20 protein-coding genes and 2 pseudogenes are annotated in these 12,849 nt (G+C 63.2%); 9 read left to right on the top strand and 13 right to left on the bottom strand.

The genetic code is table 11. The annotated features are described in order from the left end of the window. Window positions 1-99: 99 nt before the first annotated feature. Window positions 100-1,422, bottom strand: coding sequence for a glycoside hydrolase family 32 protein (locus tag HMPREF2760_RS09115; protein ID WP_070597122.1), 1,323 nt, complete (start codon window positions 1,420-1,422; stop codon window positions 100-102). 21 nt (window positions 1,423-1,443) lie between these two features. Between HMPREF2760_RS09115 and HMPREF2760_RS09110 the strand changes: the two are divergent. Beyond that, window positions 1,444-2,314: pseudogene (locus tag HMPREF2760_RS09110) on the top strand (carbohydrate kinase). Next, a complete protein-coding gene (locus HMPREF2760_RS09105) occupies window positions 2,311-2,703 on the top strand; it encodes a hypothetical protein (RefSeq protein ID WP_070597121.1) in 393 nt (130 codons plus the stop codon). The pseudogene HMPREF2760_RS09110 and the gene HMPREF2760_RS09105 overlap by 4 nt, the downstream one beginning before the upstream one ends. Here the strand turns inward: HMPREF2760_RS09105 and HMPREF2760_RS09100 are convergent. The 12 genes from HMPREF2760_RS09100 to rpsJ form a co-directional block, all read right to left on the bottom strand. Continuing rightward, the gene (locus HMPREF2760_RS09100) at window positions 2,700-3,422 is read right to left on the bottom strand and encodes a hypothetical protein (protein ID WP_070597120.1); all 723 of its coding nucleotides are present in this window, start codon (window positions 3,420-3,422) and stop codon (window positions 2,700-2,702) included. The two genes, HMPREF2760_RS09105 and HMPREF2760_RS09100, sit on opposite strands and share 4 nt — an antisense overlap. 189 nt (window positions 3,423-3,611) lie before the next feature. Beyond that, window positions 3,612-3,893 carry a 30S ribosomal protein S17 gene (gene rpsQ, locus HMPREF2760_RS09095; RefSeq protein WP_070521746.1) on the bottom strand — a complete coding sequence of 94 codons (282 nt, stop codon included), beginning with the start codon at window positions 3,891-3,893 and terminating at the stop codon, window positions 3,612-3,614. Window positions 3,894-3,895: 2 nt separating this feature from the next. Continuing rightward, on the bottom strand, window positions 3,896-4,126 hold the full coding sequence (rpmC, locus tag HMPREF2760_RS09090) for a 50S ribosomal protein L29 (protein WP_005276944.1): 231 nt from the start codon (window positions 4,124-4,126) through the stop codon (window positions 3,896-3,898). Beyond that, window positions 4,126-4,542: a 50S ribosomal protein L16 gene (gene rplP, locus HMPREF2760_RS09085; protein WP_070521748.1), complete on the bottom strand. Its 417-nt coding sequence runs from the start codon at window positions 4,540-4,542 to the stop codon at window positions 4,126-4,128. Before rplP ends, rpmC begins: the two co-directional genes overlap by 1 nt. A 3-nt stretch (window positions 4,543-4,545) precedes the next feature. Continuing rightward, window positions 4,546-5,292, bottom strand: coding sequence for a 30S ribosomal protein S3 (gene rpsC, locus HMPREF2760_RS09080; RefSeq protein WP_070446580.1), 747 nt, complete (start codon window positions 5,290-5,292; stop codon window positions 4,546-4,548). Beyond that, window positions 5,292-5,654 carry a 50S ribosomal protein L22 gene (gene rplV / locus HMPREF2760_RS09075; RefSeq protein ID WP_010189645.1) on the bottom strand — a complete coding sequence of 121 codons (363 nt, stop codon included), beginning with the start codon at window positions 5,652-5,654 and terminating at the stop codon, window positions 5,292-5,294. The genes rpsC and rplV overlap by 1 nt, the downstream gene beginning before the upstream one ends. Before the next feature lie 3 nt (window positions 5,655-5,657). Continuing rightward, window positions 5,658-5,936 carry a 30S ribosomal protein S19 gene (gene rpsS, locus HMPREF2760_RS09070; protein WP_010189646.1) on the bottom strand — a complete coding sequence of 93 codons (279 nt, stop codon included), beginning with the start codon at window positions 5,934-5,936 and terminating at the stop codon, window positions 5,658-5,660. A 13-nt stretch (window positions 5,937-5,949) separates the two neighbouring features. Then, window positions 5,950-6,786: a 50S ribosomal protein L2 gene (rplB, locus tag HMPREF2760_RS09065; RefSeq protein ID WP_070563577.1), complete on the bottom strand. Its 837-nt coding sequence runs from the start codon at window positions 6,784-6,786 to the stop codon at window positions 5,950-5,952. A gap of 35 nt (window positions 6,787-6,821) precedes the next feature. Continuing rightward, entirely contained in the window at window positions 6,822-7,124 is a 303-nt protein-coding gene (gene rplW, locus HMPREF2760_RS09060) for a 50S ribosomal protein L23 (RefSeq protein WP_070597119.1), read from the bottom strand. Beyond that, the gene (gene rplD / locus HMPREF2760_RS09055; RefSeq protein WP_010189650.1) at window positions 7,124-7,786 is read right to left on the bottom strand and encodes a 50S ribosomal protein L4; all 663 of its coding nucleotides are present in this window, start codon (window positions 7,784-7,786) and stop codon (window positions 7,124-7,126) included. Before rplD ends, rplW begins: the two co-directional genes overlap by 1 nt. After that, window positions 7,783-8,439 (bottom strand): 50S ribosomal protein L3, encoded by a 657-nt coding sequence (rplC, locus tag HMPREF2760_RS09050; RefSeq protein ID WP_070521756.1) that lies wholly within the window; start codon window positions 8,437-8,439, stop codon window positions 7,783-7,785. Before rplC ends, rplD begins: the two co-directional genes overlap by 4 nt. A gap of 35 nt (window positions 8,440-8,474) precedes the next feature. Next, on the bottom strand, window positions 8,475-8,780 hold the full coding sequence (gene rpsJ, locus HMPREF2760_RS09045; protein ID WP_003848085.1) for a 30S ribosomal protein S10: 306 nt from the start codon (window positions 8,778-8,780) through the stop codon (window positions 8,475-8,477). Between the two features lie 639 nt (window positions 8,781-9,419). Here rpsJ and HMPREF2760_RS09040 point away from each other — a divergent pair. From HMPREF2760_RS09040 to HMPREF2760_RS09010, 7 genes and pseudogenes are all read left to right on the top strand, one after another. Continuing rightward, window positions 9,420-9,917, top strand: coding sequence for an Asp23/Gls24 family envelope stress response protein (locus tag HMPREF2760_RS09040; protein WP_070521759.1), 498 nt, complete (start codon window positions 9,420-9,422; stop codon window positions 9,915-9,917). Window positions 9,918-9,969: 52 nt separating this feature from the next. Beyond that, the gene (locus tag HMPREF2760_RS09035; protein ID WP_246816518.1) at window positions 9,970-10,224 is read left to right on the top strand and encodes a hypothetical protein; all 255 of its coding nucleotides are present in this window, start codon (window positions 9,970-9,972) and stop codon (window positions 10,222-10,224) included. A gap of 31 nt (window positions 10,225-10,255) precedes the next feature. Then, the gene (locus tag HMPREF2760_RS09030) at window positions 10,256-10,450 is read left to right on the top strand and encodes a hypothetical protein (RefSeq protein ID WP_010189668.1); all 195 of its coding nucleotides are present in this window, start codon (window positions 10,256-10,258) and stop codon (window positions 10,448-10,450) included. Beyond that, window positions 10,450-11,352 (top strand): Asp23/Gls24 family envelope stress response protein, encoded by a 903-nt coding sequence (locus tag HMPREF2760_RS09025; protein ID WP_070597118.1) that lies wholly within the window; start codon window positions 10,450-10,452, stop codon window positions 11,350-11,352. Before HMPREF2760_RS09030 ends, HMPREF2760_RS09025 begins: the two co-directional genes overlap by 1 nt. Further along, the gene (locus HMPREF2760_RS09020; RefSeq protein ID WP_070530818.1) at window positions 11,345-11,923 is read left to right on the top strand and encodes a DUF6286 domain-containing protein; all 579 of its coding nucleotides are present in this window, start codon (window positions 11,345-11,347) and stop codon (window positions 11,921-11,923) included. Before HMPREF2760_RS09025 ends, HMPREF2760_RS09020 begins: the two co-directional genes overlap by 8 nt. Beyond that, window positions 11,916-12,476, top strand: a complete 561-nt coding sequence (locus tag HMPREF2760_RS09015) for a hypothetical protein (RefSeq protein WP_070521772.1) — start codon at window positions 11,916-11,918, stop codon at window positions 12,474-12,476. The genes HMPREF2760_RS09020 and HMPREF2760_RS09015 overlap by 8 nt, the downstream gene beginning before the upstream one ends. Window positions 12,477-12,665: 189 nt before the next feature. Next, window positions 12,666-12,849, top strand: a pseudogene (locus HMPREF2760_RS09010) (HNH endonuclease); the annotation flags it as partial.

Here is a 12,849-nt window from a genome sequence, read left to right as displayed (position 1 = left end):
CTCGGAGAGTGAGATGAATTAAATAGCTTCACCTCCCATTAGACACGTTACCCAACATAAAACCAATCATTCGGGCCCAAATATAGGAAAATTCACACCCTACCGGGCTTCCCAGCCGCGCCAGCGAGCGTCACCGGCACCAAAGACTGCCGACGCCCCCGCAATCCGCCCATCACCTGCAAAGACCTCCACCGCGCAGCCATCAGCGACAAGCTCCAGTGTTCCTGCTGGACACGGCACGACGCGTTCATCTTCGCCAGACGTGAGCCGCAGCTCTCCCCCGCCGTAAGCTACGAGGAAGGCGGTGGCATCGGAGGCGTCGACAAGCGCATAAGTGCCCTCCCCAGCCTGCAGCGTGGCCACCGAACCGAACCCCTCTCGCGCCGGCCCCGTCGGCGCAGACCCTAGCGACCACAGCGGTGCCTGGCGCAACCAGCCATCCTCCAGCCAGACGCGCCGCGGAAGCGTCAGCGTATGCACCCAGCCCTGGGCGACAGTCGGGGTGTCATCCTGCGCGGGCAGCCCCATCCACCCCAGCATGATGGCCTCGCCATCCTTCTCCACCAGCTGCGGCGCATAGAACTGGTGGCCATAGTCCACCTCGCTGAAACCGCGCTCCACGTGGAAAACCGTGCTCTCAAGCCGGCCCACGAGGTAGCCGCACTGGTCGGAGGAGGCGTAGTGCGTGGCGTTACCGCGCACGGGATCTAAACCTTGTGGGCAGATGACCAGGACGTCCTTGTCCTCCCCCGTGGCACGGTCCCGCAGCGTGAGCAAATTCGGGCATTCCCACATGTAGCCGCCCGGCACCAGGTCGGGGCTCAGGCCCGGCTCAGCGCCTGAGGTGTCAAAGGTGAGCGCACCCTTAAAAGACCACTGCGCCAAGTCCGTGGAGCGATAGAGCACCACGTGCCCGGTTTCATCCTCCGCCTGGGCGCCGAGCACCATGCGCCAGCCGTCCTTGTCGCGGGTGATCTGGGGATCGCGGTAATGCCCGGTGAAACCTGCGGCGGGCCCGTCGATGAGCGGGTTCGCGGCGTCGTGCTCATAGAAGCCGCCTTCTGGACCGCCGGCATCAACCGCGCGGACACGGTTCTGCGAGGGAATCCGCACGCCATCGCGCTTGAGGTTGCCGGTATAAAACAGCCAGACATCCTCGCCGTCGACCACCGCGCCACCGGAATAGCAACCGTGGGCGTCGTGCTCACGGATGGGATAGAGCGCGTCCGGGAAGTGCCGCCAGGGCTGTGGTTCGCTTAAGCAAGTCACGGCGTGCCCCCAGCCCGTCTGCTTCGGCGCGTGTGGGAAGCAGGGGTCGTGCTGATAGTAAACGTGCAGGTTATCGCCATCAAGGAAGACCCCGTTTGGATCGTTAAGGCGACCAGACGGCGGGGAGAGATGGAAGTGCGGACGGTAGTTCATGCTCCCGATAGTATGGGCTCTATGGACATTATGGTGTGTGGCGAAGGCCTCGTTGACCTCGTTCCGCGCGGACGCGGGGGGGCTGGCAGATCTCACCCCGGCGTTGGGCGGCGGCCCCTTCAATGTGTCGGTCGCGGCGGGGCGTTTGGGCGCAAGCGTGGGTTTTCAATCGCGGCTTTCGCGGGATGCATTCGGGCAGGCGCTCATGGAGCGCCTACATAGAGAAGGAGTGGATACCTCGCTCGTGCAGCGCGGTGACGAGCCCACCACGCTGGCAGTCTGCAACATCGGGGAGGACGGCTCGGCCACCTACTCCTTCTATACGGAGGGCACGGCGGACCGGCTGGTGGAGCCAGTGCTTGCTGACGTCCCCTGGGCCTGCTTCGGCACCGTCTCCCTCGCCCTGGAGCCGGGCGCATCCCGCTATGCCGCGCTACTTCAGGCGCTTGCGGCGCAGGGCACAAAGGTGGCGCTGGATCCGAACATCCGCCCCTTCTTTGCCACCCCGGCGCACCGCGAGTTTTTGTTGTCCTTGCTGCCGCACGTCACGCTGTTGAAGCTGAGCGAGGAGGAAGTTGAATTCCTCGGTGAGGACGCGCTTTCGCAGGTGCCCGTGGTCGTGACCACGCGTGGCGCCGAAGGTCTGAGCGTGCGCACGGACTCGGTGTCGCTGCAGGTCCCGCCGGTTACGGTGGAGGTGGCGGACACCATCGGCGCGGGCGACACGGTGATGGCCGCGCTCTTAAGACAGTTGGTGGAGCGGGACATTAGCGCTTTGAGCGTCGAGGAGTGGCAGGAGATCCTGCACTTTGCGGCGACGGCCGCAGCCATTACTGTTTCCCGCACGGGCGCGCAGCCGCCCACGCTTTCTGAGGTGGAGGAACTACTATGAGCTATCCCCTGCGCACGACCGGGCTCCACGGCCTGCTCTTCCTCGTGGTGACGGTGTCCTTCATTTTGCCCGTCGTCTTCGGCACGGGCGCGCTTCTGCCGGTGCCAGCTGCGGTGGTGCTGTCGGTGCTGTTGGGAGGCGCCGCGCTTGTCGACGCCTCCTACCACGCCTTCTCCCCCGCCCAGCGCCCCACCCGGGGGCTGCGCGCTATCTCCGCGCTGGGCGCGGTTGCGCTCATCGCGGGCTGGCTGGTGTGGCTCAAGGTCTTTCGCACCGTCGACCTGGCCAGCGCCGCGCCCTACCGTATCGGCACGTTTCTTCTCGCGGTGGGCTCGGTGCTCAGCGTCTTTAGCATCGCTATCGCGCTCACACACCGGCGGGTGCGCTAAAGAATATCTGCCGGTATGTAGGGCATGCGCAGCGTGCCCATCGGGACACTCACATCGCTTTGCCAGAATCCGCTCGTGGCATCGATCGGCAAGGTGGCCTTCATTCCTTCGTAGCCGTCCCACAAATCCCCATTGCCGACTATTCCGATGCATTCCTGGTTTGCACGAACCTCCACCTCACCCGGCCTGCCGCTCTTGGTACCGCTCAACGTGGTGGGCGCGTCCAAGGCCAGGACCCACACCTCTTCCGAGGCATATTCGGGCAAGACGATGCCGGGCTCTCCACCGTCAAGGTCGCCTGCTTTTGCCTTGTGTACGGTACCCGACACAGTGGAGGGAACATCGGCAGGATTGCCCTCGCTGCGGACGCGGTCCTTCCGGTACACGCACTTCTCAATGCCGCTGGCGGCGGAGGTGCCCGCGCCGTCTTTAGCTACATCTTGTGCGTTGGACGTCTTCGCGCCCTCAGCCGCACCAGAATCATCGGCGCCAGGTGTATAGCCGGCTGGCAGCGTCGGGTTGGGTCCGGCCGCTTCGATGCTCGGTTGTGGCTCCGCGTCCGAATCCGGCTCCGCCTGCGTAGTTGAAACGTCGCCAGTGGATTCCACCGCCGGAGCATCGGCAGCAACGGGAGCAGGCTCCTCCGCGGCGCAACCGACGAGGGCTGCAACAGAGAAAGCGCAGACAAGGGTAAGCAGAGAGCGAGAGAACGCGGACATAGAGAGTTTGGCCTTTCAAGAGATGAACGGCCTTACCCTAACACGTTCCCGCAGCTTAATCCCTATAACTGGAGACCGCTCCCCTGGCAGGCTGTTGTCTCTGGCGTGCCGGATGCGGGGGCGAAAGGCGCATAGAAAATGGCCCCCACGTAAACCGTGGGGGCCATTGATATCGAGGAGGGCTAGATTCTACTTAGCCTTCTCGACGATCTCGACGAGACGGAAGTGCTTGTCCTTGGACAGCGGGCGAGTCTCGGCGATGAGAACGCGGTCGCCGATGCCGGCGGTCTCGTTCTCGTCGTGCGCCTTAACCTTCTTGTTAGTGCGCATAATCTTGCCGTAGAGGGCGTGCTGCTTGCGGTCCTCGAGCTCGACAACGATGGTCTTGTCCATCTTGTCAGAGACAACGATGCCGGTGCGGGTCTTGCGAGCGCCCTTTTCCTTCTTAGTGTTCACGTTTGCCTCACTCATGATTAAGCCTCAGCTCCCGGAGCAACGGACAGGCCCAGCTCGCGCTCGCGCAGAACGGTGTAGATGCGGGCGATGTCGCGCTTAACCGTGCCGATGCGGCGGTTGTTGGTCAGCTGGCCAGTGGCCTTCTGGAAACGAAGGTTGAAGAGCTCTTCCTTCGCATCCTTCAGGCGGGTCTCCAGCTCAGCGTTGTCGAGCTCACGGAACTCGTGGGCGGGGGTACCGGTAGCCATTAGAACTGGTCCTCCTTCTTGATGATGCGGACCTTGCACGGAAGCTTCTGGCCAGCGCGGCGCAGGGCCTCGATGGCAACTTCGTCGTTCGGGTAGGTCATCTCGAAGAGGATGCGGCCCGGCTTAACGTTGGCAACCCACTTCTCGACGGGACCCTTACCGGAACCCATACGCACGCCGAGCGGCTTCTGGGTCAAGGGGCGGTCCGGGAAGATGTTGATCCACACCTTGCCACCGCGCTTAACGTGGCGGTTGATGGCAATACGTGCGGCCTCAATCTGGCGGTTGGTGATGTACGCCGGCTCGAGAGCCTGGATGGCGTAGTCACCGAAGTTGATGCGGTTACCGCCCTTGGACACACCCGAGCGGGTCGGGCGGTGCTGGCGACGGTACTTGACGCGCTTAGGAATCAGCATGGATTAGCCCTCCTGCTTCTGCTGTGCGCGCTGACGACGCTGGCCACCACGGCGTGAGCGACCGTTACGGTCACCGCGGCCACGGCCCTGCGCCGGAGCGTTCAGTTCGGACTCGCGCACGCCACCGACAACGTCACCCTTGTAGATCCACACCTTGATGCCGATGCGGCCGAAGGTGGTGTGGGCCTCTGCGGTGCCGTAGTCGATTTCGGCGCGAAGAGTGTGCAGCGGAACGCGACCCTCGTGGTAGCGCTCAACGCGAGACATTTCTGCACCGCCCAGGCGGCCGGACAGCAGAATCTTGATGCCCTTGACCTGCGGCTGGCGCATAGCGGACTGGATAGCCTTGCGCATTGCACGACGGAATGCGACACGGTTAACCAGCTGCTCCGCGATGGACTGTGCAACCAGGGTTGCGTTGGCGTCGACCTGCTTGACCTCGAGAATGTTGAGGGCAACCATCTTGCCGGTGAGCTTCTCCAGCTCGCGGCGGATGCGGTCAGCCTCAGCGCCGCGGCGGCCAATCACGATGCCCGGGCGGGCGGTGTGAATGTCCACGCGGACGCGGTCGCGGGTGCGCTCGATGACGACGTCGGCAATGCCGGCGCGGTCGAGGCCCTTCTCCAAGTACTCGCGGATCTTGATGTCTTCGGCTACGTAGTTTGCGTAGTCCTTATCGGCGTACCAGTGGGTCTTCCAGTCGGAAGTGATGCCCAAACGTAGGCCGTGAGGATGGATCTTCTGGCCCATTACTTGGCCCCTTCCTTCTGGCTCTCGACAACCACGGTGATGTGGCTGGTGCGCTTACGAATCATGAATGCGCGGCCCTGTGCGCGCGGCTGGAAACGACGCATGGTCGGACCCTCGTTGGCGTATGCCTCGGAGATGACCAGGGTGCGCGGATCCAGGCCGAAGTTATTCTCAGCGTTGGCAGCTGCGGATGCAACGACCTTGGCGACCGGCTCAGCGGCGCCCTGCGGAGCGTACTTCAGGATTGCAAGTGCCTCGGCTACGGACTTACCGCGGACCAAGTCGATGACGCGGCGTGCCTTCATCGGGGTAACGCGGACGTAGCGAGCCGTTGCGGATGCGGAGGTGATGGTGTCACTCATCGCTTATCGACGTCCCTTCTTGTCGTCCTTGACGTGACCCTTAAAGGTCTTGGTGGGTGCGAACTCACCGAGCTTGTGACCAACCATGGAGTCCTCGACGAACACCGGCACATGCTTGCGGCCGTCGTGGACGGCGAAGGTGTGACCGATGAAATCGGGCAGGATGGTGGAGCGGCGAGACCAGGTCTTGATGACCTGCTTGGTGCCGGCCTCGTTCTGAGCATCAACCTTGTTGAGGAGGTGCTCATCGACGAACGGGCCCTTCTTAAGGCTGCGTGGCATTGTTTACCTCCTCTTAGCGCTTCTTGTTCGGGCGACGACGGCGCACGATCATGTTGTTCGAGTAACGGTTCGGGTTGCGGGTGCGGCCTTCCTTGTGGCCCCACGGCGACACCGGGTGGCGACCACCCGAGGTCTTACCCTCACCACCACCGTGCGGGTGGTCGACCGGGTTCATAACGACACCGCGGACGGTCGGGCGGACGCCCTTCCAGCGCATACGGCCGGCCTTGCCCCAGCGGATGTTCATCTGGTCAGCGTTGCCAACCTCACCGACGGTGGCGCGGCAACGGATGTCGACGCGACGGATCTCAGAGGACGGCATACGCAGGATGGCGTACTTGCCCTCCTTACCCAGCAGCTGGATGGAAGCACCAGCGGAGCGAGCCAGCTTAGCGCCAGCGCCCGGCTTGAGCTCCACAGCGTGGATGGTGGTACCGGTCGGGATGTTGCGCAGCGGCAGGTTGTTGCCAACCTTGATATCTGCGTTCGCACCAGCCTCAACGATGGCACCCTGCTTCAGGCCCTTCGGGGCGATGATGTAACGCTTCTCGCCGTCTGCGTAGTGCAGGAGGGCGATGTTAGCGGTACGGTTCGGGTCGTACTCGATGTGAGCGACCTTTGCAGGGATGCCGTCCTTGTCGGTACGACGGAAGTCGATGAGACGGTAACGGCGCTTGTGGCCACCGCCGATGTGGCGGGTGGTGATGCGGCCGTAATTGTTACGACCACCAGTCTTGCTCAGCGGGCGCAGCAGGGACTTCTCCGGGGTCGAGCGAGTGATTTCCTCGAACTCGGACACGGAGGATGCGCGGCGACCCGGAGTTGTCGGCTTGTACTTACGAATAGCCATAATTCTTCCTTTTCCTTTCGGCTCTTCGGTGGGGCTTAAGCGCCTGCGCCGAAGACGTCGATGGAGTCGCTGCCTTCACGGAGCGTCACGTAGGCGCGCTTGGTGGACTTACGCTGACCGTAGCCGGCACGGGTGCGCTTGCGCTTACCTGCACGGTTGACGGTGTTGACGGAAGCAACCTTCACGCCGAAGATCTGCTCTACGGCATCTTTAATCTGGGTCTTGTTGGAGTCCGTGGAGACGTAGAACGTGTAGACGTTCTGCTCCATCAGGCCGTAGGACTTCTCGGACACAACCGGTGCGATGATGACGTCGCGCGGGTTAGCGAGCTTAGCCATTACTTCTCCTCCTTAGCTTCCTCGGCGGCGCCGGTGGCGCGCTCGACGAAGGTGTGCAGAGCCTCAACGGAGAACACAACGTCGTCCGAGTAGAGGACGTCGTAGGTGTTCAGCTGGCCGGCGTCCAAGATCTGGACGTTCGGCAGGTTGTTGGCGCTGCGGCGAGCATTAATGTCCTCGCGGCCGATGACCAGAAGAACGTTCTTGCGGTCGGTGAGGCGCTCGATGAAGGCCTTGGCCTGCTTGGTGGACGGGGTCTGACCCGGGACGAGCTCCTCGATGACGTGGATGCGCTCGTTACGTGCACGGTCAGACAGTGCGCCGTAGAGAGCAGCCTTGATCATGCGCTTCGGGGTGCGCTGGGAGTAGTCACGCGGGACCGGGCCATGCACGGTGCCGCCGCCGGTGTAGTGCGGAGCACGGATGGAACCCTGGCGGGCGCGGCCGGTGCCCTTCTGGCGGAACGGCTTGCGACCACCACCGCGGACCTCGCCGCGGGTCTTGGTCTTGTGGGTACCCTGACGAGCGGCAGCGAGCTGTGCGTTGACAACCTGGTGCATCAGAGCAATGGATGCCTCGGTGTCAAAGAGCTCGGCCGGCAACTCAACGGTGCCGTTGGTCTTACCGTCAGCGGTCTGGACGTCTAGCTTGAGGTTGCTCATGCGTGTGCACCGCCCTTCACTGCGGTCTTAACGGTGACGAGGCCACCGCGCGCACCCGGGATAGCACCCTTGATGAGCAGCAGGTTGGACTCGGCATCAATCTTCTGAATCTTCAGGTTCTGGGTGGTCACGCGGTCCTGGCCCATGCGGCCAGCCATGCGCTTACCCTTGAAGACGCGGCCCGGGAACGAAGCGCCACCGATGCCACCAACGCGGCGGTGAGCAGCCTGGTTACCGTGGGCAGCGCCCTGGCCTGCGAAGCCGTGGCGCTTCATGGCGCCAGCGTAGCCGTGACCCTTGGTGGTGCCGGTGACGTCGACGAAGGTCACGCCCTCGAAGATGTCCACCTTGACCTCCTGGCCGACCTCGTATGCGGAGGTATCGTCCATGCGGATCTCAGCGACGTAGCGGCGCGGGGTCACGCCAGCCTTCTTGAAGTGACCAGCGGCCGGCTTGTTGGCCTTGCGCGGGTCCTTCTCGCCGAAGGCAATCTGGATGGCGTTGTAGCCATCGGTTTCCTTGGTACGGATCTGGGTAACCACGCACGGGCCAGCCTCGACGACGGTCACCGGCACAACGCGGTTCTCCTCGTCGAAGACCTGGGTCATGCCGAGCTTGGTGCCCAGAATTCCCTTGATCTCGTTTTCACTCATTGTTTGTTCTCCACCAAATACGTTGTGTCGATCGCTTACTGAATATTCACGTCGACGCTTGCCGGAAGGTCGATGCGCATCAGGGCGTCAACGGTCTTCGGGGTCGGGTCGAGAATGTCGATGAGGCGCTTGTGAGTGCGCATCTCGAAGTGCTCGCGAGAGTCCTTGTACTTGTGCGGAGAACGAATAACGGCGTATACGTTCTTCTCGGTTGGGAGCGGCACCGGGCCGACAACACGAGCACCCGTACGGGTAACGGTCTCGACGATCTTCTTAGCAGAAGCGTCGATGGCCTCGTGGTCGTAGGCCTTCAGCCGAATGCGGATTTTTTGTCCCGCCACGCTTATCCTCTTCCTCGCTTCCCCACTTTCACATACCCGGCCTATCCGGGGCGTGAAGCGGTGGGAAATTGCTTCTCGATTTCTCTATAACGTTGTCCGGGCTGGAAGCCATGGCTCAACGCCAGTTGTCTGACTGTCATGACGACCACGAGAGTGACTTAAGGCAAAGCCCAGAGTGCAGTGCTCGTGACGGGGTACAAGACCCGTAGTCAAAGTAAATAGGAAGAAGACTGGGGCGTTAGATCACTATCGATCCGCAACCAAAGTCTTATTCATATACTGCCGCTGTTTATTTGCCATGCCCCTTCTCCGGTCCATCTTCTCGGGGGTGTCTCTGCTCAAGCGCGGACCTAGCCCGATCGGATGACCTTCGCGTGCAGCTCTGAAACGAACTCCACAACAAAGGTGTCATGTTCGCCTTACCAGCAACAACGCCCTACAAGCTTGCGCCTGCGGCTACGTTGCTGTGTTAAAGCAACCCCTGTATTTAAGCACGTAACCTCGCGTTTTCCAAACTCCTGCCGAAACAGTGGGTAACATCACGTTTTGGCCAAAGATTTCCTTCTCGCCGCCCCGCGTTCTGCATTCGGCGATAAGCTCGTGACGTAGGTACCAACTACACAACGAAAAGGATTGAGCATGGCTGAGAACACCACCCCCAAGGACGTTGCCGAGCAGAACACTCAGGCTGGCGACGCCACCCCGGCACCCGCACCGGAGCGCAACAAGAACCTGGAGACCGACTTCGGCACGACTCGCATCGATGACGTCGTCGTGTCCAAGATCGCCGGCATCGCCGCCCGCGAGGTTTCCGGTGTCGCTGCCCTCGGTGGCGGCGGCGCCCGCATGATGGGTTCCATCCGCGAATCCTTTGGTGCTTCCGAGGACGTGCGACAGGGCGTCACCGTCGAGGTGAATAACGGCACCGCTTCCATTGATATCGCCATCATCGCTGAGTACGGCGTGGCCATCCACGAGCTCGCCGAGGCCATCCGCCGCAACATCATGAATGCGGTCGAGCGCATGACCGGCCTGAGCGTGGACCGCGTTGACGTCGTCGTCCACGACGTCAAGCTGCCGAAGGAAGAGCAGGATTCCACCGAGTCAGCCCCGGCGGTTACCCAGGGCCAGGCATAACGTGGCCCCTGCCGAGCTGACCCCCTCCATCGCGCAGTCCATAGTGGCGGCGGTGACGGATCTGAGGGGCGTCGCCAAGCTCTCGCCCGGCCGGTTCGGGGAGGTCGCGCTCCTGTTTCCCGGTGAGCGCATACACGGCATCCGCCGCCCCACCCCGCAGGATGACACGCACCTGGAGCTGCACGTCGTCGTTGATGTCAGCGCCGGCGTTCCGCTCGCCGAGCTTGGTGCCGCCACCCGCACCACCGTCCGTAACACCTGGCCCGCGGCGCGCCGCGTGGACGTTGTCTTCGACGACGCGGTGTAGAGGAACCGACACACAGAACTAAAGGAAAACCATGAAGAACTACACCTCCCTCGGCGTGATTGCCGGCTTGGTTCTGGCCTTTTTCATCTACCTCGGCGTGTGGTACGTCGCGCTGGCGGTGCTGCTCGCCGCGGTCGGCGGCGTCATCGGCGCGCATTTCGACGGCCGCATTGACCTCACCGCGGTGTGGAAGGGCGTGGTCGGCCAGGATAGAGGCCGAGGCTAGTGAGCACCGATTCCACCGGGGTCGCCCTCGCCGGGCGGACCCGCTTTTCCCTGCGTGCGATGGAAAAGGTCATTAGCTCCGCCATTGCGAGCGTGCCGGGAACCGCGGCTGTCGACGCTAAGTTAGCCGGCCTCGCCGGCCGCGCTTTTCCGCGGGTGATGGCGCAGATGGACCCGGATACGCAGATGGTGGCGGTCGACGTCGACATTGCTGTGTACTGGCCCTCCCCCGTCACCGCAGTGGCGAAGGCCGTCCGCACGGCGATTCGGGAAGCCGTCCGCGATTTCACGGGCTTTCGTACCACCCGCGTCAACGTGACGGTCGCCGGCGCGGTCGCGGGCGAGCGCACGACCGCACTGGCGGTCGACACCCGCGCGCCGCTATCTCCGCAGATTCCCGCGATCGTTCCGGAACGTGCCCTGAAGCCGGTAGAGGTCTCACCGCACGCAAAGGTTCACCAGGTTGCGGTCCCCTCACCGGTGACGGTACGCGCGGTGACGGTGCCGGAGGCGGTGAAGGTGAGGGGCGTCGGCAAGCAGGCGGACGTTGAAGTGCGCACGGAAGGTTTCGGCCCTGGCGAGCACCGCTACGACGAGCTGCGCCCCGTTCGCACAGCCCCGCCGCAGCGGCTGCGCGCTGTCGCCACCCCCGCGCCCGTGGCCGTCCGTTCCGTACCGGCTCCGCGGGGATTCGCGCTGCGCCGCGTTGAGGCTCCCCGCCCCGTCCAGCCGCGGCGGGTTCAGGTCCCGCAGGCTGCTCCCCTGCGCACCCCGCACGCCGAGCCGCTCCAGCTACGCCCCATTGAGATTCGGCCTTCCGCCGAGTTCACACGCCGGGTCGACATTCCACGGCCGACGCCGCTGCGTGCCATCACTATCCGCGAAGGAGTCCATCATGAGTGAGAGCTCCCTTCCCGTTGGCTTTGGCCAGCGCCCAAAGGCATCCCCGCCGGCGCGCGGGTGGACCATCATCGTCGGCATCCTGCTGCTCGCCGCGGCCGTCGTCGCGGGGCGCGAAGCCTGGGTCGTGGGTGCCAAGGAGGGCGGTGTCTCGTGGCTACAGCCATTCATCGACGTGATGTCCACGCCGACTGTCGCCACCTGGATGCTGGTCGCCGGGGGCGTCGCCATCGTCGTCGGGTTGATTCTGCTGTGGGCGGCGTGCGCGCCGCGGAAGGCAATGCACGTGCAAATTGGGTCTGAGGACGCGTCGATGTGGCTGCGCGCGGTGGATATTGCCCGCGTGGCGTCGGCGACGGCGCGGCGGGTGCCGGGAACTGTAGCGGCGCGGAGTCGGGCGAAGATTTCACAAGGCCGCTCTCAGATCACGGTGACCGCGACGGGCGATACTGACGACGCTCAGCTCAAGGCCCGTGTCACTGAAGCCGTAACGGCGGCGCTTGCGGCGATTACTCCGCCCCCGGAGATCACCGTGGTGATTGAGAATGATGAGGAGGAGGTTGCCAATGTCTAAGACGCTCGCGGGTATAGACCGCACGATTCTCGCTGTCTTGGGGCTCCTGCTCATTGCGTTGGGCGCGTGGCCGATCCTTATACACTTCGAGGTCCCCTTCGCCACATATTTGGCGTCCTGGGTGGACCACGATACGTGGGCTGGCCTACCGGAACAGTCCTGGTGGCCGTATGCGCTGTGCTTGGCGACGATCATCTGCAGCCTCGCCGGCCTGTGGCTCGTCATTAGCAACCTGCGGCACCATCGGTTTAACGCGGTGCCCTCGGATGCCTCCGATGAGGAAGGCGCGATTAAAACGGAGATGTCTGCGATTGCGGGTGCGGTGGCGGATACCCTCGCGGCGGTAGAAGGCGTTGAGAAGGTTTCGCGGCTCGTGGCCTACGACCGCTCGCGGCCGACGCTGCAGTATGAGGTGTTGGCGGATCCTGATACACCCTTACTGCGTATCAAGGACGCCATTGAGGTCAATGACAGTGACTTCCGCGCTGCGTTTCCCGGCATGGATGTGGATACGCGGTACAAGGTCCACTTCACGAAGGTCCAGTCAGCCTAAGCGCAGCGCACGCGTTGCGCCTTTAAGCCCCTCACCTGAGGGGCTTTTCTCGTTCCGTCCCTCCCCACAGCTGCCGTTCCCCCAACCAATCCCTTTCCCTGCCCTTAGTCGGCGTTAACCCCGCCTCTGAGCAGGAATTTTGCCCGTTCCGGTTGCGGGGCCCAGGGTGCTGTTTTAGTCTCTGTGCTCATGGGGGATATTGAAACCTACATCCGCCTTCGCAACTCGGGGATTGCGCTGGTGGAAAACATACCCAGCGCACCCGACGAGCTCCGCACGCTCGGAGCGGATGCCTCCGATGCCGCCGAACTAGCACGCCTTAACCAGGTGTACTTCGGCCCCACCCGCTTTAGCGGCAAACAACGCAAAGCCC

The sequence above is a fragment of the Corynebacterium sp. HMSC065D07 genome (genome assembly GCF_001810695.1).
GTDB classification, from domain to species: domain Bacteria; phylum Actinomycetota; class Actinomycetes; order Mycobacteriales; family Mycobacteriaceae; genus Corynebacterium; species Corynebacterium hesseae.
The sequence above is the reverse complement of the archived record's forward strand: the minus strand, read 5'-3'. Positions and strand labels throughout refer to the sequence as shown.